Annotated in this window: 16 protein-coding genes, 1 pseudogene and 1 riboswitch; of the genes and pseudogenes, 10 read left to right on the top strand and 7 right to left on the bottom strand. The window is 63.4% G+C overall.

The window, feature by feature from the left end:
- The 3 genes and pseudogenes from BLR80_RS13480 to BLR80_RS11700 form a co-directional block, all read right to left on the bottom strand.
- Positions 1-93: pseudogene (locus tag BLR80_RS13480) on the bottom strand (IS3 family transposase); the annotation flags it as partial.
- A 256-nt stretch (positions 94-349) separates the two neighbouring features.
- Positions 350-772 carry a DUF6998 domain-containing protein gene (locus tag BLR80_RS11705; RefSeq protein WP_143012161.1) on the bottom strand — a complete coding sequence of 141 codons (423 nt, stop codon included), beginning with the start codon at positions 770-772 and terminating at the stop codon, positions 350-352.
- 103 nt (positions 773-875) lie between these two features.
- Positions 876-1,355: a hypothetical protein gene (locus tag BLR80_RS11700; RefSeq protein WP_092080415.1), complete on the bottom strand. Its 480-nt coding sequence runs from the start codon at positions 1,353-1,355 to the stop codon at positions 876-878.
- A 513-nt stretch (positions 1,356-1,868) separates the two neighbouring features.
- Between BLR80_RS11700 and BLR80_RS11695 the strand changes: the two genes are divergently transcribed.
- The 5 genes from BLR80_RS11695 (at position 1,869) to BLR80_RS11675 (ending at position 8,865) form a co-directional block, all read left to right on the top strand.
- A complete protein-coding gene (locus BLR80_RS11695) occupies positions 1,869-3,527 on the top strand; it encodes a putative manganese-dependent inorganic diphosphatase (RefSeq protein WP_092080412.1) in 1,659 nt (552 codons plus the stop codon).
- A 177-nt stretch (positions 3,528-3,704) separates the two neighbouring features.
- A riboswitch (cobalamin riboswitch) is annotated at positions 3,705-3,886 on the top strand.
- Between the two features lie 118 nt (positions 3,887-4,004).
- Positions 4,005-5,975, top strand: a complete 1,971-nt coding sequence (locus tag BLR80_RS11690) for a TonB-dependent receptor plug domain-containing protein (RefSeq protein ID WP_092080409.1) — start codon at positions 4,005-4,007, stop codon at positions 5,973-5,975.
- Between the two features lie 177 nt (positions 5,976-6,152).
- The gene (locus BLR80_RS11685) at positions 6,153-7,040 is read left to right on the top strand and encodes an ABC transporter substrate-binding protein (RefSeq protein ID WP_092080406.1); all 888 of its coding nucleotides are present in this window, start codon (positions 6,153-6,155) and stop codon (positions 7,038-7,040) included.
- Positions 7,037-8,026 (top strand): FecCD family ABC transporter permease, encoded by a 990-nt coding sequence (locus BLR80_RS11680; protein ID WP_092080403.1) that lies wholly within the window; start codon positions 7,037-7,039, stop codon positions 8,024-8,026. Before BLR80_RS11685 ends, BLR80_RS11680 begins: the two co-directional genes overlap by 4 nt.
- Positions 8,023-8,865 (top strand): ABC transporter ATP-binding protein, encoded by an 843-nt coding sequence (locus BLR80_RS11675; protein WP_092080400.1) that lies wholly within the window; start codon positions 8,023-8,025, stop codon positions 8,863-8,865. The genes BLR80_RS11680 and BLR80_RS11675 overlap by 4 nt, the downstream gene beginning before the upstream one ends.
- On the opposite strand, the gene BLR80_RS11670 is transcribed toward BLR80_RS11675, so the two are convergent.
- Positions 8,829-9,161, bottom strand: a complete 333-nt coding sequence (locus BLR80_RS11670; protein WP_092080428.1) for an ArsR/SmtB family transcription factor — start codon at positions 9,159-9,161, stop codon at positions 8,829-8,831. The genes BLR80_RS11675 and BLR80_RS11670 overlap by 37 nt on opposite strands.
- Positions 9,162-9,510: 349 nt before the next feature.
- On the opposite strand from BLR80_RS11670, the gene BLR80_RS11665 reads away from it, so the two are divergent.
- Both BLR80_RS11665 and BLR80_RS11660 read left to right on the top strand, forming a co-directional pair.
- Positions 9,511-10,251, top strand: coding sequence for a hypothetical protein (locus BLR80_RS11665; protein WP_143012160.1), 741 nt, complete (start codon positions 9,511-9,513; stop codon positions 10,249-10,251).
- Entirely contained in the window at positions 10,248-11,405 is a 1,158-nt protein-coding gene (locus BLR80_RS11660; RefSeq protein ID WP_245691519.1) for an MFS transporter, read from the top strand. Before BLR80_RS11665 ends, BLR80_RS11660 begins: the two co-directional genes overlap by 4 nt.
- Before the next feature lie 13 nt (positions 11,406-11,418).
- Here the strand turns inward: BLR80_RS11660 and BLR80_RS11655 are convergent, their stop codons facing one another.
- The gene (locus BLR80_RS11655; RefSeq protein WP_092080394.1) at positions 11,419-12,066 is read right to left on the bottom strand and encodes a carbonic anhydrase; all 648 of its coding nucleotides are present in this window, start codon (positions 12,064-12,066) and stop codon (positions 11,419-11,421) included.
- A 147-nt stretch (positions 12,067-12,213) separates the two neighbouring features.
- Between BLR80_RS11655 and BLR80_RS11650 the strand changes: the two genes are divergently transcribed.
- On the top strand, positions 12,214-14,616 hold the full coding sequence (locus BLR80_RS11650) for a TonB-dependent receptor (RefSeq protein ID WP_092080391.1): 2,403 nt from the start codon (positions 12,214-12,216) through the stop codon (positions 14,614-14,616).
- 187 nt (positions 14,617-14,803) lie between these two features.
- On the opposite strand, the gene BLR80_RS11645 is transcribed toward BLR80_RS11650, so the two are convergent.
- Positions 14,804-17,044 carry an LVIVD repeat-containing protein gene (locus tag BLR80_RS11645; protein WP_092080387.1) on the bottom strand — a complete coding sequence of 747 codons (2,241 nt, stop codon included), beginning with the start codon at positions 17,042-17,044 and terminating at the stop codon, positions 14,804-14,806.
- Complete coding sequence (locus BLR80_RS11640) at positions 17,038-19,521, bottom strand: hybrid sensor histidine kinase/response regulator (RefSeq protein WP_092080384.1); 2,484 nt, start codon at positions 19,519-19,521, stop codon at positions 17,038-17,040. The genes BLR80_RS11645 and BLR80_RS11640 overlap by 7 nt, the downstream gene beginning before the upstream one ends.
- Before the next feature lie 126 nt (positions 19,522-19,647).
- Here BLR80_RS11640 and BLR80_RS11635 point away from each other — a divergent pair, with 126 nt between their 5' ends.
- Positions 19,648-21,555 carry an ABC-F family ATP-binding cassette domain-containing protein gene (locus tag BLR80_RS11635; RefSeq protein WP_245691518.1) on the top strand — a complete coding sequence of 636 codons (1,908 nt, stop codon included), beginning with the start codon at positions 19,648-19,650 and terminating at the stop codon, positions 21,553-21,555.
- A 205-nt stretch (positions 21,556-21,760) separates the two neighbouring features.
- A complete protein-coding gene (locus tag BLR80_RS11630; protein ID WP_092080381.1) occupies positions 21,761-24,319 on the top strand; it encodes a bifunctional aconitate hydratase 2/2-methylisocitrate dehydratase in 2,559 nt (852 codons plus the stop codon).
- The last annotated feature ends 90 nt before the right edge of the window (positions 24,320-24,409 follow it).

The raw sequence follows: 24,409 nt of genomic DNA, 5'->3' as shown, positions 1-24,409 counted from the left end.
GCTCAGTTCGCGGGATAGCGCATCAACGGATTCGCCCCGCAGCAGACGTAGGACCACTTCACGCTTGCGGGCGGCACTCCAGCGCTGCCCCTCGGCCAACGGTCCTGTGACGGTTTCGTTCTGGTTCTGTTTGGTCATTGTTAATCTCCTTGGACACGGGGACATTACCCCAAATCAGTGTCCAAGAAAACCGGCGCCGCTCCAATTTTTCTTCCGATAGCGGAAATTATTGTCTCCAGATCCTCTGGTGGGCCTTCAAATTTCATATTTTCTCCTTTGATACATAACGTCTGAATTCACCGGACTGCGAGGCTTTTCGCGCAGGTCCGGTGGAATGATTTGTTGGGCGTCATGCCGATGGCTGAACACGACATTGGGCGGGCAGATCGCCCTTAGCCAAGCGGAGCTTACCGTCCCTATGCGGGGACTTTTGTTTGACGATTTCGCTCGGAATTTGATAAATCACATAGGGTTCGGGTAAGTCGGGGGCTCGCATTACGCTATTGGGACCGAGGATCACAATTAACTCGTCGTAAGTGGCCGGATTGCCAACGTCTATCGTGATACTCGTGCCACCATTGAATTTGACTTGAACTCTTTTGCCATCAATATGCCCATCATGGCCGGGTTCTCGGCAGCTTGCTGCCATGGTCATTCCAAGTTGAGTCTTGGCAATAAATTCTGCGATGTCTCCGAGATAACGGTCCGAGCGAATAATCCCAAGCGCTTTAAGGCGTTCCGCAGCTGCGAAAAATTCGTCAATCGCGTTCATCTGTTCCTCAGTTATTGGCACAGCTTTCTCCTTGACGCCCAACGTTTGGGCTCAGCGCGTTTGCGGAGCGCGCAGCGTGGAGCAAATCCGCTGGAGCCCTTGGTTAGCTCTCATCGCTTGGATCTTCAAAGTGAGGCTTTGCTTGTCCCTTGGCAAGAAGGACAAGGCGATAAAACTCGAAGCCCACATATACCAACAGAAGACCTATTATCCAGCCAACGAAACCCCGGAACGAGAGCTGGGCTACGAAATAAATCAGGAAAGCTGTGAAGAATATGGTTGAATTTGAGAACGAATGCGTAACGAGCCATTCTTTGAATCCGCCGAAGCGGCCTGCCGTTTGAGGATGCAACTGAGTGAAAACGCGCTCTCCAATTAATGTCGTAGCGAATAGTGCTACGAACGACGGAGATGCGATTGACGCTGATAGGATAACCAGCTTAACAACGTCCGCTTCGAGAAAGACCTGCCTATCAAATACGTAAAGCGTGAGGAAGCCAGGTACAACAAGCCCCAAGCATGCTGCTGCCAGCGAGAGAAGGCCCTTCGAATCAAATGCCTTTATGTCGGAGAATATGCTCATGGGAGGTCCGAAAGCTAACAATAAATAGACAGTTCTGTATAAAACAGAAAACACAGAAAGCCCAAGCTGTCTATGATTTCCCATCAAAATGCCAACAAATCCATCTTCGTCATATATTCTAACATGTTACGATCGCCATATTCATTACCATCACCGGGATAGACAGATCTGCCTATACCGGGTCAAAGTCCATCCAAAGGGCTGCTGACACCCTTGCCACCCTTGTTTAATTTGCCAAGGTTCTGTCCAAATCCGCAGCTGAAATTATTAGATCAGGCTCGTTAGGTGATGAAAGGTTATCCTTACGCTTATCGTACAGAGCCGGCCTATTGTCAATGAATCGTTTGTTACGTGCGTCTTTTCGGCAGCAGCGTTCGCCCGGCCACATAGGAGGAAATCACTGGCCTGCGCTTGCACTCGCCGTGGCTTTTTGGGCCGTCTGCGGTTACCATGGGCGGCGCATGGCGGCCTGGGCCGCGAAGGTTCTGCTTTTGACCCCACAGGAGGAGTTGGATGGCGCAGGAGGAAATCTTTGTCATTGGTCATGTGAATCCCGATACCGATTCCATCTGCAGTGCCATTGCCTATGCCCGGTTGCGGCAGCTGCAGGGGCTGGAGTCGGTGCGACCGGCGCGGGCCGGTAATCTCAACCGTCAGACGGAGTTCATTCTGCAGGAGCTGGCGGTGCCGCAACCGCAGCTGTTGGCCGATGTGGTGCCGCGTATCCGCGATGTGCTGTCGGATCAGCCGCCGGTGAGTATTGCCGCCGATGCGCCTTTGTCACGGGCGCTGGAGCTGTTTCATCTGCACAATATCCGGCTGCTGCCGGTGGTGGACGAGCGCCAGCGGCCGCTGGGCATGCTGTATCTGAAGAAGGTGTCGGAACGTTTTCTGGTGCCGAGCCAGGAGAGGGAACTGCGCCGGGTGTACGCTTCGCCGGCGTCGATCTGCCGCTGTCTGAAGGCGACGGCGCTGCATGCGGTGGATGCCGACCGGCTGGAGGATCTGAACCTGTATGTGGCGGCCATGTCGGCGCCGACCTTTGCCGACAAGATGCACAATCAGGACATGCGGCGCATGGTGTTGATTGCCGCCGACCGCAGCGAGATTCTGCGGGTGGCGGTGGAAAACGGCGTGCGGGTGCTGGTGGTGGTGGGGTCGCTGCCGGTGCCGGAGGAGATTCTGGAGCTGGCGCGGCGCCAGCAGGTGACGGTGCTGTCGACGGCCTTCGATACGGCCACCAGTACCTGGCTGACCCGGCTGGCGACGCCGGTGGGGGCGCTGGCGCAGACGGAGTTTGCCAGTCTGCGGCCGCAGGACCGCATTGAGCAGCTGCGCGCGGCGCTGCTGCACAGCGATGTGCCGGGGGCGGCGGTGCTCAATGATGATGGCAGTCTGCTGGCGGTGGTGACCAAGAGCAATCTGCTGCAGCCATCGCGCCGTAAGCTGATTTTGGTGGATCACAATGAGCTGGGTCAGGCGGTGGCGGGGGCGGACAAGGTGGAGATTCTCGAAATCATCGACCATCACCGGCTGGGCAGTCTGCAGACGGAAAAACCCATCCGTTTCATCAATCAGCCGCTTGGCAGTACCTGTACCCTGGTGGCGACGCTGTACCAGCAGGCTGCTCTGACGCCGGAGCCGGCCATTGCCGGGCTGATGCTGGCGGGGCTGCTGTCGGATACGGTGCTGCTGAAGTCACCGACGGCGACGGCCATCGACCGCGACATGGCCGACTGGCTGGGGCGCTGCAGCGGGCTCGATCCGCAGGAGTTCGGTCAGCGTATCTTCAGTGCTACCAGCGCCATGAGTGCCTACAGCAGCCTGGAGCAGGTGGTGCTGTCGGATTTCAAACAGTTCGAGGCTGGCGGCGGCCGTTTCGGCATCGGTCAGGTGGAGGTGGTCGGCTTTCACGAATTTCACAGTCTCAAGGGCGAGCTGGCGGCGCAGCTGGAACGGCTGCGGCAGCAGCGGGATCTGGCCCTGACCGGATTGCTGGTGACGGATATTGTGGCTGGCGACAGTCTGCTGCTGGTGTCGCACGACAGCACGCTGCCTTTTGCGATGGGCTATCCCCAACTGGAGGATGGGCTGTATGAGTTGAAAGGGGTGCTGTCGCGCAAGAAGCAGCTGCTGCCGCATCTGCTGAAGGTGCTGGCGCCGCCGGTCTGATGGAATAAAAAGACCCCGTGAAGGAGGGGGATCACGGGGTGAAATGTTTTGACCCTCTGGTCAAAGCAGCATGGCATCTACCCTAGCCGAAGGTTGGCGGCGATACAACGCAAAAAACGCGGTTGCACGGCTTGTCCGGTCTTTGGCCTTGACAGCCGCGGGCCGACTTTCTATGGTGCGCGCCAGATGGTTTCAGGTGCTCGCCTGCGAGCTTAAAACGGGAATCCTGTGCAAATCAGGAACGGGCCCGCCGCTGTAACCGGGGACGAACGCTGCTTCAGGCCACTGGCTTTTGCCGGGAAGGCGCGGCGGACGGCTGAGCCGGGAGTCAGAAGACCTGCCTGAACCCTTGTTAGTTGGTCTTCGTGGCGAAGACGGACGGCGATTTGTGGGCAGAATGGGACAACCCCGAATCGATTTTTCACTATCGGTTCGGGGTTTTTTGCGCCCCGGACGCAGGCGTTCTGGAGGCGGAACATGAGGTTGTGGAGCAAGGCGGCGCCGTTGGCGCTGCTGGTGGGTCTGGCAGGTGGCGCGGCGGCCGGCACGGCTGCGGCGGAGCAGACCCTTGAGGATCTGGTGGTGACGGCAACGCGCAGCAGCAGCGCGGTGCAGCAGGTTGGCGGCGCGTCGGTGGCGGTGATCAACGCGGCGGATATCGCCGCCAGTCAGGTGCAGACGGTGGCCGAGGCCCTGCGGCTGGTGCCGGGGGTCAATCTCTCGCCGCTGGGCGGGCTGGGCACGACCACCAAGGTGTTTTTGCGTGGCGCTGATTCGAAGAATACTCTGGTGCTGCTGGATGGCGTGGCGGTCAACGACCCGACGGACACCAACCGCGGCGCCGATCTGGCCAACCTGAGTCTTGACAACATCGAGCGCATCGAGGTGGTCAAGGGCCCCATGAGCGTGCTGTATGGCAGCAACGCCAGCGCCGGGGTCATCAATATCATCACCCGCCAGGCCACAGACCAGACCCAGGGCAGTCTCAGCGCCGAGGCGGGCAGCTATCACAGCCGCAAGGTGGCGGGCGATGTGCGCGGCACGGTCGGGCCGTTGGGCTATTCCCTGGCCCTGTCGCATCTGGACAGCGAGGGCTATTCCCTGGCCAACGCCGATAACAACGCCATCGCCCAGGGGGGCAACACCAGCGAGGACGATGGCTGGCGCAACACCAGCTTCAGCGGCAAGGTCAATGCCCAGCTGTGTTCGTCCACCGCGCTGACGGCGCTGGTGCACTACAGTGATGCCCAGATGGATCTGGATGACTGGGGAGCCGGCTACGCCGGCGACCGTTTCGCGCTGGACTGGACCACCTGGCAGTATCAGCCCGATCCGACCGGCCGCACCCACAGCCGCATTGACACCGAGCGCCTGTTCGGCCGCGTCAATCTGCACAGCGTGCTGCTGGCGGGGCGCCTGCTGTCGGATGTCGATTTCAGCCAGGCGCGCCAGCAGCGTGATGCCTACGACAACGACGGTCAGCCGTTTTACGATTATCTGGGCGAGACCCGCGAGTGGCGCTGGCAGGGCCAGTACCAGCTGGGTGGCGGCCACAGCCTGACCGGCGGCATCGGCCACCAGACCGAAACGGCCGACAGTTCGGCCCAGAGCAAGGAGGACGCCACCACCCTGAGTGCCTGGCTGCAGCACCAGTGGCTGTGGCACGGTGTCGATCTGGTCAGCGGTGTGCGGCTTGATGACCATGACCGGTTCGGCAGCAAGTACAGCTGGCGGCTGGCGCCGGCTTACCGCATTGCCGCGACCGGCACCACCCTGCGGGCCAGCTACGCCGTCGGTTTGCGCGCGCCTTCGCTCTACGAGCTGTATTCCGAGTATGGCAATCGCGACCTTGACCCGGAAAAGAGCCGTGGCCTGGAACTGGGGATCGACCAGCTGCTGTTTGACGAGCGCCTGCAGCTGTCGGCCAGTTGGTTCCGCCTGCGGTTCAAGGATCGGATTGACTGGGATTACAGCCGCGTCATCGCCGGCAATCCCTGGCCGGGCGGCTATAACCAGCTTGCCGGTGAAAGCGAAAGCGAGGGGGTTGAGCTGGGCCTGCGCTACCGGCCGTCGGCCCTGTGGCAGCTGGTGCTGGATTACAGCTACACCGACACGCGCGACCCCGACGGTCGCCGGCTGGTGCGGCGGCCGCTGCAGCAGGTCCACGCCGGCCTGCGGTATCAGCCGCTGACAGCCCTGTGTCTGCAGCTTGATGGCTACTGGTATGACGAGCGCGATGCCATTGGTAGCGCCCGCGATGTCAACGGCCAGCCGGTCACGACGCTGGATGATTATGTGCTGGTGAATCTGGCGGCCAGCTATCAGCTGACCGAGGTTGTTGAACTCTATGGCCGCGTCGACAACCTGTTCGATGAAGATTACGAAGAGGCCTGGAGCTACGCCACGCCCGGCCAGTCGTTCTATGGCGGTGCGCGGCTGCGTTTCTAGCAGCACAAAATCGATCCATTACGGAGCAAGGATTGATTTTGGTCGCCCATTCAGGGGCTCCAGCAGGCTGGTTTTCAACCGCCTGCCAGCCTGCGGCATTGCGCGGCGGAGACAGGTCTGGTGAGCCTGTCTCCGTTTTTTTCAGCGGCTTCGCTCCGTTACCGTGGAAAGGAATCCATGCCCTGTCTGTCACGCCCTTTCCTGCTGTGGTGGCTGCTGGCGCTGTGGTGGCTGCCGGCTGCCGTGGCGGCGGCGCCTCTGACGCTGGTGGATGATCTGGGTCGCCGGGTCGAGCTGGCCGGGCCGGCCTGCCGCATCCTGTCGCTGGTGCCCAGTGTCACCGAGACCCTGTTTGCGCTGGGGGCGGGCGGGCAACTGGTGGGGCGGACGGATTTCTGTACCTATCCGCCGGCGGCACTGCAGCTGCCGTCGGTGGGGGCCTATGACAATCCCAATCTCGAAGCGGTGTTGCTGCGGCGGCCCGATCTGGTCATTCTGTCGGCCGATATGTCCAATCCGGCGGCGCTGGCGCGGTTCGAGGCGCTGCGGCTGCCGGTTTATATTGTCTATCCGCGTTCCCTTGATGGCGTGGCGCGTCAGTTCGAGCAGCTGGGCCGCCTTTGTGGCCGCGAGGCGGCCGCTGCCGAGCTGGGTCGCCGTTTTGCCGCCGTGCGGCAACAGGTGGCGCGGCAGGCGCCGGCCCAGGGGCCGAGGGTGCTGCTCTGTGTCATGGTGGAACCGCTGATTGTGGCGGGGGATGAAACCCTGATGGGCGAGATGCTGCGGCTGTGTGGCGGGCGCAATGTGGCGCCGGGCCAGCGCTTTCCCCAGTGGAATGTGGAAACCCTGCTGCAGGCCGATCCGCAGCTGATTCTGGTGTCGGCGCATCCGGGCCAGCCCCGGCCGGAAACCTTTTTTGAACGCTGGCCGCTATTGCAGGCCGTGCGCCAGGGTCGGCTGGTGCAGCTGGAAGCCGACTGGCTGCAGCGCCCCGGTCCTCGCCTGATCGAGGGCCTGCAGGCACTGGCGGCGGTGGTGCGTCAGGCGGCGCAGGTGCAGCCATGAGGCGTTCTCTGGTGCGGGCCTGGTTGCCCCTGTGTTTGCTGTGTCTGCTGCTGGCGGCCTTGTTTTCGCTTGTCAGCGGCACCCTTGATCTGTCGCCGGCCCAGGTGCTGCGGCTGTTGCTGGCGCCCGAGGGTACGGCGGTGGAACAGGTGGTGCTGTGGCAGGTGCGTCTGCCGCGGCTGCTGCTGGCCGGGCTGGTGGGGGCTTCGCTGGCGCTGTCGGGCAGCGTGTTTCAGGCGGTGCTGCGCAATCCGCTGGCTGATCCCTATTTGCTGGGGATTTCCGGCGGCGCGGCCCTGGGGGCGGTGCTGGCGCTGGTGTTGAAACTGCGGTTTTTCGCCGCCTTGCCGCTGGCCGCCTTTGTCGGTGCACTGGCGGCGCTGGCGCTGGTTTATCTGGTGGCGCAGGCACAGCAGGCCTCCGGCCCAACCCTGATTTTGGCTGGGGTCATGGTTGGCAGTCTGGCCACGGCGGTGCTGCTGTTTCTGCTGTGGCTGATACCGGCCGATCCCCTGCGCAGCGCCGTGTTCTGGCTGGCCGGCAATCTGGCCCATGCACCGCCGGGCTGGCTGTCGTGGGCGGCGGCGGGCTGTGCGCTCTGTGGCCTGTTTCTGTGGCGGCAGGCGCCGTTGCTTGATCTGTTCACGCAGGGGGAGGATGTGGCGGCCGATCTGGGGGTGGATGTCGGTCGGGCGCGGTTGCAGCTGTTCTGCGCCGCCGGTCTGCTGGTGGCCACGGCGGTAGCGTTGGCCGGGCTGGTCGGTTTTGTCGGTCTGGTGGTGCCCCATGCCGCCCGGCTGCTGTGGGGGCCGGCGCACCGCCGTTTGCTGCCGGCGGCGGCACTGCTGGGGGCGGCTTTTCTGATTCTGGCCGATGCCGTGGCTCGCAGTCTGCTGGCGCCGGCCGAGGTGCCGGTGGGGGTGTTTACCGCCCTGATCGGCGCGCCGCTGTTTCTTTATCTGTTGCGCTGGCGGGGGCAGGCATGATCCGGCTGCAAGCGCTGGGGTTTTCCTACAATGGCCGGCCGTTGCTGCGCCAGCTCGATCTGGCGATTCCCGCCGGCGATCTGCTGACGGTGATGGGCCCCAACGGCAGTGGCAAATCCACCCTGCTGCGTCTGTTGCGCGGCCGGCTGCAGCCGCAACAGGGTCAGGTGCTCTGGCCCGAGGGGGAAGCCCATCGCTTGAGCCGGCTGCGCATGGCGCAACTGGTGGCGGTGGTGCCGCAGCAGCTGGAACAGCCCTTCGGCTTTCCGGTGCGGGAGCTGGTGGCCATGGGGCTGTACGCCCGCCGGCGGGCGCTGGCGGCGCCGGGCCGGCGTGACTGGCTGCTGGTGGATGAGGCGCTGCAGCGCTGTGATGTGGGTCATCTGGCGGGGCGCACCTGCGCTCGGCTGAGCGGTGGTGAATTGCAGCGCGTGCTGCTGGCGCGGGCGCTGGTGCAGCAGACGCCGGTGCTGTTGCTCGACGAGGCCACCAGTCAGTTGGACATGGGCCACCGCGACCGGGTGGCCCTGCTGCTGCAGCAGCTCTGTTACGGCGAGGGCAAGACCATCATCCAGGTGTCCCACGATCTGAATGCCGCCGCCCAGTTGTCGCGTCGAGTGCTGCTGCTGTCGGCCGCCGGCCAGGTGTTGGCCCTGGGCGAACCGCGGCAGGTGCTGACGGCGGAGAATATCCGGCGGGCCTATGGTGTCGAGGTTGAGATCCTGGCTGAGGCCGACAGCCTGCGTATCCTGCCGCGCCCGCTGCCGGCCTGGTCTGGCCAGAGTCTGTCAGCTGCCGGGACTCAGGCCGGGTCGGCCGGCGCTGGCCGATCGGCGTAGGGGGTGCCACAGGGCGAGGTGCGGAACAGGGCCAGTACCACGCGACGAGCCTCGTCGGAAATCACATGGTAGAACACCTCCACACCGTCCCGCCGGCCCTCGATGATGCCTTTGTTCTTCAGCAGCGCCAGATGCTGCGACACCGTGGCCTGGGGCAACTGCAGACATTCCCAGATCTTTTTGACATTGCAGGTCTGTGAAATCAGGCCGGCAACAATCTTCAGCCGGATCGGATGGCCCAGAACCTTGAGGATTTCGGCCTCGCGGGCATAGCTTTCGTTCTTGTCGAAGGGAATCTCGTCCATTTCAACCTCGCCTCGGTGGTTCGGGGCTGCGCCGGCAGCCGGAAAGAATGACCGTTCGTCACATCAGGTAGAACAAAACGCAATATATGGATATGGATCGGAAGGACTATAGGCCGAGGTGACCGGCGCGTCAAGTCGCAGCTTTGCTTTTTCTTGCCTTTTCGAGTGCTTGTGCGTATCGTCCAGCTGGCGCCGGGGCCAGTGGGGTTCCGGCCCGGTCGGCGTTGTTGCGGCTGTCGGCTGCGGGGATGACCACTTGCGGTGCGTGATGGCGCCGGACGATCCGTGCCCGCCAAGGGGCGCTCTGGGCCGTGCCGGCAGGCTGTGGGGGCAAGCTGCGATGCGTAGGTTGATCGGGCTGATGTTGTGGCTGGTGCCGGCTCTGGTGCAGGCCCAGCCGTTGCCGGGGCTGCCCTGGCAACAGCACTATGCCCTCACCACCAGTGTCTGGCCCGGTCGCTGTGGTCTGTTGCAGCTGCGGCTGGAAGAGGTCGCTGCCGGACAGGTGCGGGCCGAGGCGCAGCTGCGCTTTGTCGGGCTGGCCGGCTGGCTCAGTGGGCAGAGGCGCCAGCATTATATCAGCTGGCTGCGCTGGCGTGATGGGGACGCACCGCGCGGTCTGGCTCATTATCAGCAGGTGGAACTCTGGCGCAAAGGGCGTCTGCTGCGTTATGGCTGGCTATGGCAGCGGACCGACGATGGGGCGCGGTTGCTGGCCCAGCGCCAGTGGCAGGGTGTGGTGGTGGAGCAGCGCCAGCTGCCCGCTGATGCCGCAACGCAGACCGATCTGCTCAGTCTGCTGGCCTGGCTGGTCTGGCATGGTCCGCCGCCGGGCGTTGCCCCCCTGCGGACGCGGCTGGTCGATCCGGCGGGCACCATCGCGGTGCAGCTGGCGCGGCCGACGCCGGCCGCGCCGCTGCAGTTGCGCTTCGAACGGCCACCTCTGACGCTGGGTTGCGACGCTCTGGAACTGCGTCTGGATGCTGCCGGCCGGCCTGTCGCCGGTCGGTTGCTGCGGCCCTGGCATGGGTTGCCGCTGCATTTTGAACTGGTGCCGATCCGGCCAGGGGAGGGACTGTGACCCGGCAGACGCTGGCGGTGGAACAGCCGGCCATGTTGCGCTTTCTGGCGCTGCTGACCATCGCGGCGGCCACCGGCCTGCAAAGCTGGATGATCCTGTTCAATAATTTTGCCGTCGAGGTGGCCGGACTCAACGGCCAGCAGATCGGCGTGCTGGGCTCGGTGCGGGAGGTCCCCGGTCTGCTGGCGCTGCTGGTGGTGTTTCTGCTGCGGTTGACCGCCGAACATCGGCTGGCCAGTCTGTCGGTGGTGCTGGTGGGGCTGGGCAGCGTGCTGACCGGTTTTCTGCCCAGCTACGCTGGTTTGATTCTGTCGACGCTGGTGATCAGTTTTGGTTTTCATTATTTCGAGACCACCAACCAGTCATTGACGCTGCAGTATTTCCCGGTTGGCCAGGCGCCGCTGGTGCTGGGGCGGCTGCGCAGCCTGACCGCGGCGGTTAATATCCTGGTCGGCGTGCTGGTGTTCGGCCTGGCGCTTGTCTGCGATTATTCCGCCATCTTTGCCCTGATCGGCCTGTTCGTGCTGGTGCTGGCCGCCTGGGGCCTGCGGCAGAATCCGACCAGCGCGGCCGTGGTGCCGCAGCATCGCCACATGGTGGTGCGGCGTCGTTACCTGCTGTTCTACGTGCTTACCTTTCTGGCTGGCGCCCGCCGCCAGATCTTTATCGCCTTCTCGGTTTTTCTGCTGGTGCAGGAGTTTCACTGCAGCCTGCCGCAGATCGCCGCCCTGTTCGTTGTCAACAACCTGATCAACTATTTCCTCAGCCCCCTGATCGGGCGGGCGGTGGCGCGCTTTGGCGAACGGGCCATGCTCAGTCTGGAATACGCCAGTCTGATCGGGGTGTTTCTTGGTTACGCCACCAGCCGATCCTTACCGCTGGTGATGGCACTGTACATTCTTGACCATATCTTCTACAACTTTGCCATGGCCATCGGCACCTATTTTCAGAAAGTGGCCGATCCGCGCGATATTGCGCCGAGCATGGCGGTGGCCTTTACCATCAATCATGTGGCCGCCGTGGTGCTGCCGCTGATTGGCGGCCTGCTGTGGATGGTGGATTACCGCATTCCCTTTGTTGCCGGCGCGCTGCTCAGTGCGCTGTCGTTGCTGGCGGTGCAGTTTATCCGCCTGCCGGCGTCGGCGCGCGGCTGAGGGGCGGTCTTCTTCAGAGGGCTGGCTGCTGCACCAGGGTTTCAAACTGGCCGCGACGGGCGTTGTAGTGCAGCAGGGCACCCGACTGGATATCGACATACCAGGCATGCAGTGCCAGCTGGCGCTGCTGCACCCGCTGCAGCACCCAGGGAAAGGTCAGCAGGTTCTCCAGCGACAACAGCAGGGCCGCTTGCTCGCAGGCTCGTTCCCGCAGCTGCTGCGGCTTGTCGGCCAGAGCCTGTTCCACCGCCTCGCGGGCTGGCTGGGCGATCTGCACCCAGCGGTTGATGAATTCGTTGTCGGCCTGACCGGCGCGCTGGTTCATCAGGCCGTTGATGCCGCCGCACTGGCTGTGACCGATGAGCAGGACATGCTGCACCTCCAGCACCTTGACGGCGTATTCCAGCGCGGCGGAAACCCCGTGGTAATGGCAGTCGGGCTCGTACGGCGGCACCAGACCGGCCACGTTGCGTACCACGAACAGATCGCCCGGCGCCGCGTCGGTCAACAGGCAGGGGTCGACCCGTGAGTCGCTGCAGCAGATGACCAGGGTGCGGGGTTCCTGCCCCTGTTTGAGACGGTCGAACAGGGCGGTGTCTTCAGTGAAATAGTTTTCCTGGAAGCGGCGGAAACCGGCGACAAGGGTGTCGAGATCATTCATGGCGGCACTCCTGGGGCGGGAAGGGTGGTCTGGCCGGTGCTGCGCTGTACGGCAACGCCGGCGGGGTTGGCAGGCGATTGTAGGGGAAATCGCGCCAGACGACCAGCGATTTAACCGTGTTTTTTTACCGTGTAAGGAGGTGTGGCCATGCCTGCGATCCTGTGTCTGTTGTTGACGACCCTGCTGCTGGCAACGGCTGCTGGTGCCTCCGCCGATCAGATTCTGCAAGAGATGCTGGTACGGGATCGGCCGGAGCAGCGCAGCGCCGGCACCACGGCCCTGACAGCGGAGGAGCTGGCGCTGCTGCCGGCGCCCGACCAGAGCATCACGGCCCTGCTGCGGCTGCTGCCCGGTGTGCAGCTGGCGGAGGACGCCTATACCGCCAACAATGGCGGCGAGATTCTGCCGCCGGAGATTTCGATCAGTGGTGGGCGGGTGTACGACAACCGTTTTCTGATCGATGGGCTGGGCAACGACAGCCTGCTCGATCCACTGGCTGGCGCGGTCGATGATGAAAGCGCCGTGCCCGGTCATTCGCAGGAGCTGTTTCTTGACCGCGCCCTGCTCGGCAATCTGACCCTGTACCGCAGCAATGTGCCGGCGCGTTACAGCGGTTTTACCGGCGGCGTGGTCGAGGTCGAGACGCGTGATCCGGGCCAGGTTTTCGCCGCTGAACTCAACTACCGCACCACCCGGTCGAGTTGGACCGAGTTCCATGTCGAGGCCGCTGAGCGCGAGGATTTCGAACATTCGACCAGCGCCGACCAGCAGCCGGATTTTACCCGCCACAACGCCCGCTTGCTGCTTGATCTGCCCCTGGGGCCACGCAGCGGCGTGCTGCTGTCCTATGGTCAGCAGTACTCGCGCATCCCACTGTATTTACTTGAGGAAACACAGAACCAGTACCGCCGTCAGGAAAACCTGTTCGTCAAATATCGCCTGCAGCCGCACGAGGGCACGGAGCTGAGTCTGACCGGTCTGTGGACGCCGTACCAGGGCCATTATTTTCTCAAGGACACGCGGAACAGCGGTTTTGATATCGAGGGTGGCGGCCTGGCCTTGAATGCCCGTCTCAAACAGCGCCTGCGGCTGGCCGAGGTCGAGGTGCAACTGGGCTTCAAGCGCAGTGAGAACAGCCGTCGGGCACCGGCCGATTTCTACGCCTGGGCGCTGACGCCGTCGAAGGACTGGGGCACGCTGGTGGGCGGCAAGATCAGCAAAGAGGGCGGCTATGGCGATATCGAGCAGTTGCAGGACAGCCTGAGCCTGGCGTTGCACAGTCAGTTCGTGCCCTGGCAGTTTGCCGGTTTCGCTCACCATTTCAGCACCGGCCTGCGACTGGAACAGGCCCAGGCCAGCTACGAACGGACAGAGCCGCATCGCTACTATTACTATCGGGCCGACACTGGCCTGGTCTGCCCCGAGTCATCGGTGGAATGTCTGGCCGGCGAGCAGTTTGTCTACTACCGCAAGGACTACGCCGTCGACGAGGCCGATGCCGATATCGGTCTGCTGGAGCTGTATCTGGAGGATCGCCTCGAACGGGGCCGCTGGACGCTGCGGCCGGGGCTCAACTACAGCTACAACGATCTGACCGGCAACAACGACTATGCCGGCCGGCTGGCCCTGTTCTACGATCTGTTCGGCGACCGTAGCACCCTGCTGAGTGGCGGAATCAACCGTTATTACGGCAAAACCCTGCTGACCTACGCCCTGCGCGAGGAGATCGCGCCCTACGACCGCTGGAATCGCAGCACCAAGCTGACCGCTGCCGGCACGCCGGTGCCCTGGCCCGCCAGTCCGCCGGAGCGCGTCGTCACCGCCAGCCGGCTGGCCAGCCTGGAGACGCCCAGGGTCGACGAATGGACGCTGGGGCTGGAACAGGAGCTGCTTGGCGGTCTGTTGTGCCTGGCCTATATCGATCGCAACGGCGAGGATCTGCTGGGCATGACCCAACTGGACAAGGATGACAGCAATACCATTTATTCCGAATGGAACAACAACGGCGAAAGTCGCCATCGGGAGGTAACGCTGTCGTGGCAGCGCCAGTGGGCGCGGCATTATCTGCTGCTTGACGCCACCTGGCAGGACAGCGAGGCCAGCAACGAGGACTACGACGATCTGCTCAGACTCGAAGAGCTTGAAGAACTGGTCTGGTACAACGGTCAGGTGACCCAGCGCATCGGGTTGCCGCGCAGCGATTACAACCGCGAATGGAGCGCGAATCTGATCTACCGCGTGGAGCTGCCGGCCCATTTCAGTTTCACCAATACCACCCGCTATCGCAGCGGCTATAACGCCATCGTCGATTCCGGAGACAATTACGAACTGCCCGACGGCAGCAAAATCGATATTTACCAGGAGCGTTCCCTGCCCAGCGCCACCCTGTTCGACTGGGCGTTGCAATGGCACAGCCCGCTGGTGGCGCACCAGCGCCTGACCCTGACGCTGGAGCTGTTCAATGTGTTCAACAAGAAGGTTTATACCGCCCAGACGGGGGTCTATCAGCCCGGTCGCCAGCTGTGGGTCGAGGTCAACTGGGCGTTTTGAGCATTGGCCGAAAAGACTCGGGGTGGTGGGCTAACAGGCTGTTGAAAAACAGCCTGCTGGAGCCCATGGACGGGCGACCAAAATCAATCATTACTTCGTAATGGATTGATTTTGTGAGCAAGACGGAAATCGCATTTTCGGCTTGCGTCGTTGAAAAAGCCCCGGAAGGGACTTTTTCAACATCCTGCTAGAAGCGCTCGCTGTCGGGCAGGGTGGTCGGATCGCAGCTGGTGGGGGGCTTCTGGCCGAGCTGCCAGCGGCCGCTGCTGGTGAAGGTCAGTTCGGCGACCTGGTTGCCGGGTACGCCCAGATGGCTCAGGTAGAGGTCGAAAAAGCGCGGTTGTGCTGGCCGGTTCGGCAGTGCTGTCGGTTGCGGCAGCTCAAAAGACAGCTGGCGGCGCCGTGTCTGTCGCGGGGTCAGCAGCAACGGCGCCGTGGTGCGGCGGATGCCCTCCGCTGTCAGTTGCAGCAGGGCGTTATCGACAAAGGCCAGATCGCGCAGACCCTTGAAATGGCACAGGCGCGACAGCTGCTCGGGCCGGTGGATGTCAATCATGAAGAAGCCACCATTGCTGTGACAGAGCAGCTGGCCCTGTGCCAGGCTCAGCCGGTCGCAGAAACTCCCCAGTTCCAGCGAATCGAGCAGGCGGGGCTGCCGCGGATTGTGCACATCGATGCTCAGCAGGCCGCGGATACCGCAGGCGACATAGAGCACGTCATCGTGCCACAGCAGATCGAGCGCGCTGGCGCTGTCGAAAAAATGGTCGGGAAAGGTCAGGTGCGCGAGACGTTGCGGACTGCCCGGGCCAAGGTGGTAGATTTCGATGCCGGCGCGGCCACGGGCAACGAACAGAAAATCGCCGTTGCGGGCCAGCGCTTCGGTCGTGCCCGGCAGCTGCCAGGTTTTGACGGGCGCTGCGGGCAGCTGTTCCAGGCTGAAATGGTGCAGACCACTTGGCCCGCAAAGAGAGAGAGACGTGGGTTCCAGATAAAGCCGGTTGATATTCTGACCCTGTTCTTCCGTGGCGGGCAACTGGGCCAGCAGCAGGGGCGGCTGGTTGGAACGCAGCTGCAGCAGGCGGGTTCCCTGCTGCCGGAGATTGATGGCCAGAAGGTTGTCCTTGATCTGGTGGTCGTAGATCCGTCTGGAGAAATCCTGCTGCCAGAACGGCCGGAGCAGGCCGTCCGGCTGCCGCTTGAGCAGCACCAGCTCGGTTTTGTTCTGGATGCTGATGAACGCCGGCGAGACACTCCAGCTGGCCGTCTGGTGGTCGGCATGCAGGGCCAGTTCGAGGGGGGCTGGCTGACCGGGATCGGCCGCCAGATCGATCAGGCTCAGGCCCTGCTGGCTGGCAGCCACCAGCGCCAGGCCGTCATGTACGGCAATGCCGCGGTTGATCCGGCCACAGAGGAAACGTTTTTCCTCGACCAGGGGGCGGGCCGGGTCACGGGTCTGACGGTAGACCACCAGCTGGGCCGAGCTGCTGCTGGCCAGCAGCTGATCGCCCTGGTGATGCAGCGCGATGGCGCGCAGGCTGTGATCGGCGCTGCCCATAAGTTGGGGACTGTCGGGTCGCGCGAGGGCAAAACTGAGCAGCCCGCCGCCACCGGCGGCGATGTACAGGCGATCACCGTGCACCAGCACATCCCAGGGCACACCCTCGAAGGCTACGCTGGCCGCCAGCCGCAGCTGGCCGGCATGGCGGGCGTCAATCACATGGAGCAAACCCTGATTGCCGACCCTGGCGCTGACCACATAGAGCCAGCCGTCCTGTTGTGTCAGGGCGTTAATATAGCCTTCCAGGGCCTGTTCTGCCAGCAGTTGCCGGCCACTGAGATCGAAGGCCTTGATGCCCTCTTTGCCGGCGGCGAGCAGCAGCTGCTCACCACTGATGGTCACATCGCTGACCGGGTAGGGCAGGCTGTGTTGCTGCCGGATCAGGGGTTGGCTGGGGTCGGTGATGTCGCAGATCACCAGACCATCCTTGCCACAGGCGATGTAGGCGTTGTTGTCGCTCAGTTCAATGTGCCACAGGCGCCGCTCGCTGTGGGCCACGCCGACAATGCGTGGCTGCCGCGGTTGCCGCAGGTCGAGGGTGACCAGGCCGACATTGTTGCACAGGACGAAGGCGTGCTGGTCGCGGGTGGCGACATCGTACAGGTTGCGCCACAAAAAGCGGTTGAACAGCACCGCTTGCGGGTTGTCGTGCCGTTCGACCAGAACCGCCCGACAGTCGGCTGAAAGCTGCTGGCCGTCAATGTGCAGATGGCTGCCGTTGGAGGTGATGCTGACGCGGTGCACCTGGCCGGTCGGTGCCGGTTGCAGGTACCACAGGGTCAGCAGTACCAGGCCGCACAGCAGGCCGTAAAGCAGCAGTGCCAGCCGCCGCCGGCGCGGGGCGATCACAGCGGGCAGCCAGCTCAGCATGGCCCTTCCTTTCGTGTGCCGGCGCTGGAACTGGCGGTCAGATACCGGATCAGCAGGTCAAGCAGCTGCTGGCGACGGAAGGGTTTGCACAGGTGGTCGTTCATGCCGGCCTGCCGGCAGAGCAGAATCTCCTCGTCACCGGCGTGGGCCGTGAGGGCGATGACCGGCAGCTGGTACCCCTGGCGGCGCAGTTGGCGGGTGGCGCTGTAGCCGTCGGTGCCCGGCATCTGGCAGTCCATCAGAATCAGATCGAAATGGTCGCGTTCGAGCAGGGCCAGGGCGTCGGCCCCGTTGCCGGCGATGCTGAGGCGGTAGCCGGCGCCTTCGACAATCAGCTGAACCAGCCGCTGGTTGGTGGGGTTGTCTTCCGCCAGTAAAATATGGTACTGGCTGGCAGCCGCTGCTGGCGCAATCGGGGTGTCCGGTTCGGGCGCGGCAGAGGCACAAGCAGACGCCGGTGCCGGGCACAGCAACTGGCAGAGATTCTTGCAGCCGACGGGCTTGGTCAATTGCTGGGCGATACCCAGTTCGGCACAGCCTGTGGCACTCAGTTGCTGCCGGGGCGGCACGATCAGGATTCGCTGCCAGCGGTCATGGCCCGGCTGTTCAGCCAGCTGGTGCAGCAGCCCGGCCAGATCGTCGGTCAGGGCACTGTCGAGCAGCAGCAGGCCCGACGCGTCGCCGGGGCCACCGTCACTGAGCAATGTCAACAGCTCGGCAGTGCTGCAGACACTGTGGCTGTCTTCGCAATGGCTGGCCAGATGCAGTCGCAGCACCGCCCGCAGCTCACTGAAAGGGCTGGCCAGGATCAGCTGGCGCGCTGCGGGCAGCGGTGGTAGACAGGCGCGCCAGCAGGCCGCCAGATCGCGCTGCTCGCTGGTGCGGTCAAAGGGCAGGTGCAGGCTGAACAGACTGCCGCGCGGGACGTTGTCCACCACGGTGATGCTGCCGCCCATCAATTCGCACAGCTGTTTGACGATGGTCAGGCCCAGGCCGGTGCCGCCGTACTGGCGACTGGTCGAGCTGTCGGCCTGGGTGAAGGGCTGGAAGATGGTCTGCTTGGCACTGTCCGACAGGCCGATGCCGCTGTCGCGCACCTGCAGCTGCAGCCAGGCGCGGTCGGGCTGCTGTTTATGACAGTTCAGGCTGACCAGAATGCTGCCTTCGGCGGTGAACTTGATGGCGTTGGACAGCAGGTTGAGCAGGATCTGCCGTAGCCGGGCACCGTCACCGCGCAGTTCGACGGGTACATCGGGCTGGCACTGGATGGTCAGTTCCAGTCCCTTGGCGAAGGCGCTTTCGGCCAGCAGGGCGCAGGCTTGCTCGATCACCTCGACAGGCCGGAATGGCTGCTGCTCGAGTTCGAGCTTGCCGGCTTCAATCTTGGCGCTGTCGAGCAGGTCGTTGAGCAGGGCCAGCAGGGTTTCGCCCGAACTGTGGATGGTGCGGGCCAGCTCCAGTTCAGCGGGCAGCAGCCTGGCTTGCAGCAGCAGTTCCGCCATGCCGAGTACTCCGATCATGGGGGTACGGATTTCGTGGCTCATGTTGGCCAGGAAGCGGGATTTTGCGGCGCTGGCCTGCAGCGCCTGGTCGCGCGCCAGATCCAGCTGCTGGCAGGTGTCCTGCAGGGTGCGGTTGCTTTCGAGCAGATCGCGGGTACGGCGCCGCACCTGTTCCTCCAGGCTGCTGCTGTGGGCCTGCAAGGCCGCTTCATGCCGGCGGATCTGGTCAAGCATCTGACCGAAGCTTTCCTGCAGCGCGCGGATCTCGCGCACATCGCCGATGGGGGTGACCTGTTCGGTCACTGTTGCCTGGGCAGGCGCGGCGGCCGGGTTGCTGCTGATGCGCTGCATCTGGTCGACCAACTGGTGCAGCGGCCAGGTGATCAGCCGTTTCAGCCGCAGGGTGAGGCCGTAGGCCAGCAGCAGGGTCAGGCCGAGCAGCAGCAGGGCCGCCAGGGCGACCCATAGCAGATTGCGCAGCAGAGGCAGCTGGCTGGCCTGCAGGTAAATGCCGCCGAGCAGCTCGCCTTCGTGGATCACCGGGGCATAGACGGTCAGACTGCGACCGCGATAGAGGCTCAGCGTGCGTCCGGTGCTGCCCGCCTGCAGCAGCTGCTGGCGCTGAAAGATGCCCCGTTCCATTTCACTGGCGAAACTGGTCTGGTTGCGGTTGAGAAACTGGGCGACCGGATGGTGCTGGGCGTTGAAGATGGCCGCGACCTCGATGGTGGGTTCGGCCGCAACGGTTTCGATCAGGCGCTGGGCACGCCAGCCCTGGCGGAAGGCGAGAGCCTCGCGGGTGTTGGCGCTGAGGACCTCGGCCAGGGTGACCAGTTTGTCGGTCATGCTGGCGCGGAAGGTCGCGGTCTGGATCACCACCGAGGTGGCCAGGGTCAGCACCAGCACCAGGCTGCTGGTGAGCATGACAATCGACGTGACCTTCTGGCCGATGGTGGCGCGGGCGGAGGATGGCATGCGATGAATCCCTGTCTGGCGGGCTGCGGCGCAGAAGGCGACACGGTCTCGTTTTTGAACCCCGATGGTAGTCTGCTCGGGGCGGTCGGGTCAACAACCCTTTCACAAATGTAAGGATGGCGACAGGTGAGTCAGAATGTGGTGGATGTGGTCGGCCTGGAGAAGCATATTGGCAGCCGGATGCTGCTCAATCAGATCAGCTTCTGGATCGGTGAACGTGAAAAAGTCGGTCTGATCGGCCGCAATGGCTGTGGTAAATCGACCCTGCTGCGTCTGCTGGCGGGCCAGGACGCCGCCGACGGTGGTGAAATTCGCTGGCGGCGCCAGAGTCGGGTGGGCTATCTGGCGCAGCTGCCCGATCTGGACCTGGCGCTGTCGGTTGAACAGTTGCTGCAGCAGGCACTGGCGCCGGTGTTCGAGCGCCGACGGCGCTACGATGCCATCGGTGAGTTGCTGCGCCAGGCCGGTGGTGGCAGTGCTGCCGCCCTGCTGCAGGAACAGCAGCAGTTGCACAGTTGGTTTGACCAGCACGACAGCTGGCAGGTGGAACACCGGATCACCGAGGTCTGCACGCGGCTGGGTATTGCCGACCCGCGGCAGCCGGCCGGCCAGCTGTCCGGCGGTCAGCAGCGCCGTGTGGCGCTGGCACGGGTGCTGCTGGAGCAGCCCGATCTGCTGTTGCTGGACGAGCCGACCAACCATCTGGATACCGCCACCATCGCCTATCTGGAAGAGGAACTGCTGCGCTATGCCGGTGCGGTACTGCTGGTGACCCATGACCGCTATGTGCTCGACCGCGTGGTCAGCCGCATGTTCGAACTCGATGAGGGCGTTCTGACCAGCTATCCAGGCCATTACAGCCAGTATCTCGAACTCAAGGCGGCGGAGCTGGAACAGGCCGGCCAGCGGCAGCAGCGCCTGCTCAATCTGTTGCGGCGCGAGGAGGCCTGGCTGCAACGCGGCGCCCAGGCCCGCAGCACCAAGCAGAAGGCCCGCATTGACCGGGTTGAACAGTTGCGGACACAGAAAAGCGGACCACGCCAGGCCAGTGCGCCGGAGCTGACCTTTGTCGCCGAGCAGCGGCTGGGTGGTACCATCCTGGCCTGCGAGCAGCTGCGAGTTTGCGCCGGTGAACGTCTGCTGATCGCGGATCTTGATCTGCAGCTGCGACCGGGGCAGCGCCTCGGCATTGTGGGAGCCAACGGCAGCGGCAAATCGACCCTGTTGCGTACCCTGCTGGGACTGCAGCCGCCGGCAGGCGGCCGGGTGATTCTGGGTCAACGCAGTCAGGTCGGCTTCATCGACCAGCAGCGCAGCGGTCTGGACGAGGATCTGCTGTTGCATCAGGTGCTGGGCGAGGGCGAGTGGGTCAGCGTCGCCGGCCAGAAGCGTCACAAGATCGGCTATCTGGAAGATTTTCTGTTCCGGCCGGAAGAGCAGCGCAAGCCGGTCAGAACCCTCTCCGGCGGTGAGCGGGCGCGGCTGCTGCTGGCCCGGCTGATGCTGGAGGGTGCCAATCTGCTGGTGCTGGACGAGCCCACCAACGATCTGGATATCCCGACCCTGCAGGTGCTGGAACAGGCGCTGCTGGCGTTCAGCGGTTCGGTGGTGCTGGTGACCCACGATCGCTATCTGCTCGATCGGGTGGCCACGGCCGTGCTGCAGCTCGACGGTGCCGGTGGCGCCGTGCTCTATGCCGGCAATTACAGTGATCTGCTGTTGCAGCAGGCGGCCGCGGCAGCGCCAGAGCCGCTTGTGTCCGACAGCGCGGCCCCGGCCGCACCGGTCGTGGCACCGCGCAAGCGCAAGGGGTTGAGTTTTCGCGAACAGCAGCAGCTGCAGCAGGTGGAGGAGGAAATCGCCGCGCTGGAGGACGAACAGAGCCGCCTTGCCGGACAGCTGAGTACCCCCGAGGGGTTGGCGGCAGCCGAGCTGGAGCAGCTCAGTGGCCGCTATGCCGAGCTGGACAGCCGCCTGCAGCAGGCACTGGAACAATGGGAGGCGCTGGAGGCCCGCCGTGAGTCGGAGCGCTGAAGCCGGCTGACTTGCCGGTTGACAGTAATCCGTTCTATCGTATACAGTGTACAGATTATTTTAGGCTCTGCTGCGGCTTTGCAGCAGGCCAATGTCATGGATGTGATGTTTTCCTCGTGGCGCGGCATACAAGAAGAATTTCTCCACGTATCCGTCTACAAGCCGGTCCGCTGGGACCGCAACCCTGTTAAGGAGGATCAAGCACATGATCGAAGCGTACCTGCAACATGAAGCCGAGAGAAACGCCCAGGGGATTCCGGCGCTGCCTCTCAACGCCGGGCAAGCCAAGTCCCTGTGTGAACTGCTGGTCAATCCGCCGGCAGGCAAGGAAGCCTTCCTGCTCAACCTGCTCAAGGAGCGTATCTCCCCGGGTGTCGATCCCGCGGCGGAGGTCAAGGCTGATTTTCTCAACAAGATTATTACTGGCGCGGTTTCCTCGCCGCTGGTGAGCAAGGTCGAGGCGGTGCGGATTCTCGGCACCATGATGGGTGGCTACAATATCAAGCCGCTGGTGGCGGCTCTGCAGATCGCCGATCTGGCTGACGAAGCGGCCTGTGCCCTGTCCGGCATGGTGCTGATCTATGATGCCTTCGATGACGTCTTTGCCCTGGCGCAGGCCGGCAATGCCGCCGCCAAGAAGGTGGTTGACTCCTGGGCCGCCGCCGAGTGGTTCACTGCCAAGCCGGAACTGGCCGAGACCATCACCGTCAAGGTGTTCAAGGTTGATGGCGAGATCAACACCGACGACTTCTCGCCCGCCGGTGATGCCTGGAGCCGCCCCGACATTCCCCTGCATGCGCTGGCCATGGGCAAGACCCGCTTCCCCGCCGGCAACGCCGAGATCGCCCAGTGGCGCGCTGCCGGTCATCAGGTGGCCTTCGTCGGTGACGTGGTGGGTACCGGTTCGTCACGCAAGTCGGCCTGCAACTCGGTGCTGTGGCACATTGGTGAAGACATTCCGGCGGTGCCCAACAAGCGCCGCGCCGGCGTTATCATCGGCGGCGTGATCGCGCCGATCTTCTTCAATACCGCCCAGGATTCCGGCGCTCTGCCCCTGCGCATGGATGTATCGAATCTCAACCATGGCGATGTCATCACCATCAACACCAAGGCCGGCAAGGTGACCGCCGCCGACGGCAAGGAACTGGCCAGCTTTGAGATCGCGCCCAACACCGTGCGCGACGAGTTCCGCGCTGGTGGCCGCACCCCGCTGATCATCGGTCGCAAGCTGACCGAGCGCGCCTGCAAGGCCCTGGGTCTGCCGGCACCGACCATGTTCATTCAGGCCAACAATCCCCAGGCCAAACCCGGTCAGGGCTATTCGCTGGCCCAGAAGATGGTCGGCAAGGCCTGCGGCACCGCCGGCATCCTGCCTGGCACCGCCTGTGAGCCCCTGATGACCACGGTTGGTTCGCAGGACACCACCGGTCCGATGACCGCCGACGAAATCACCGAATTGGCCTGCCTGAAGTTCCAGGCGCCGATGGTGATGCAGTCGTTCTGTCACACCGCTGCCTACCCCAAGCCGGCCGACGTCAAGATGCACAAGACGCTGCCGCAGTTCATCGCTGACCGCGAGGGCGTGGCTCTGCGCCCCGGTGACGGCGTCATTCACAGCTGGCTCAACCGCCTGCTGCTGCCGGACACCGTCGGCACCGGTGGCGACTCGCATACCCGTTTCCCCATCGGCATCAGCTTCCCGGCCGGTTCGGGTCTGATCGCCTTTGCCGCCGCCCTCGGCTTCATGCCGCTGGACATGCCGGAATCGGTGCTGGTGCGCTTCAAGGGTGAGTTCAACGAGGGCATCACCCTGCGCGATGCCGTCAACGCCATTCCGTACTATGCCATCAAGCAGGGCCTGCTGACCGTGCCGAAGAAAAACAAGGTCAACATCTTCAACGGCCGCATCCTGGAGATGGAAGGTCTGCCCAATCTGTCGGTCGAGCAGGCCTTCGAACTGACCGACGCCGCTGCCGAGCGCAGCGCTGCCGCCGGCTGCATCCAGCTGTCGGAAGAGTCGGTCTGCGCCTACCTGCGCTCCAATATTGCCCTGATGGAGAGCATGATCCGCGACGGTTACCAGTATGCGCCGACGCTGCAGAAGCGGATTGACGCCGTCAAGGAATGGCTCAAGAATCCCCAGCTGCTCAAGGCTGACAGCAACGCCGAGTACGCCGCTGTCATCGAGATCGACCTGGCCGAGATCACCGAGCCGATCCTGGCCTGCCCCAACGATCCGGACGATGTCAAGCTGCTGTCCGAGGTGCAGGGTACTCCGATTCAGGACATCTTCCTGGGTTCCTGCATGACCAACATCGGTCACTTCCGTGCCGCTGCCAAGATCTGGGCCGGCAACAAGTTCAACCCCAACGACCGTATCTGGATCTGCCCGCCGACCCGTATGGATCAGGCCAAGCTGAAGGACGAAGCCTATTTCGCCATCTTCAATCAGGTTGGTGCCCGCATCGAAACACCGGGCTGCTCGCTGTGCATGGGCAACCAGGCCCGCGTGCCCGATGGCGTGAACATGTTCTCCACCTCGACCCGTAACTTCGATGACCGTATCGGCAACGGCGCCAAGGTGTTCCTCGGCAGCGCCGAGCTGGGCGCGGTGACGGCCCTCAAGGGTGCCCTGCCGACCCCGGCGGAGTACCTGGCCGTTTACAAGGAGAAGATCACGCCTTGCAAGGATGAGGTCTACAGCTATCTGCAGTTCGATGAACTGGGTGAGTTCGACGCTGTCTACAAGCGTTGCGACATCTGATGCTGTTCTGAGCTGAACATCAAAAAAGGCCGCTTCTTCCGAGGCGGCCTTTTTTGTCCTCAGAGGATTCAACCCCTGCTGGCAGGAGAT

Origin of the sequence: Desulfuromonas thiophila (assembly GCF_900101955.1) — a bacterium.
GTDB classification, from domain to species: domain Bacteria; phylum Desulfobacterota; class Desulfuromonadia; order Desulfuromonadales; family Desulfuromonadaceae; genus Pseudodesulfuromonas; species Pseudodesulfuromonas thiophila.
This window is presented reverse-complemented; position numbering and strand designations above follow the sequence as displayed.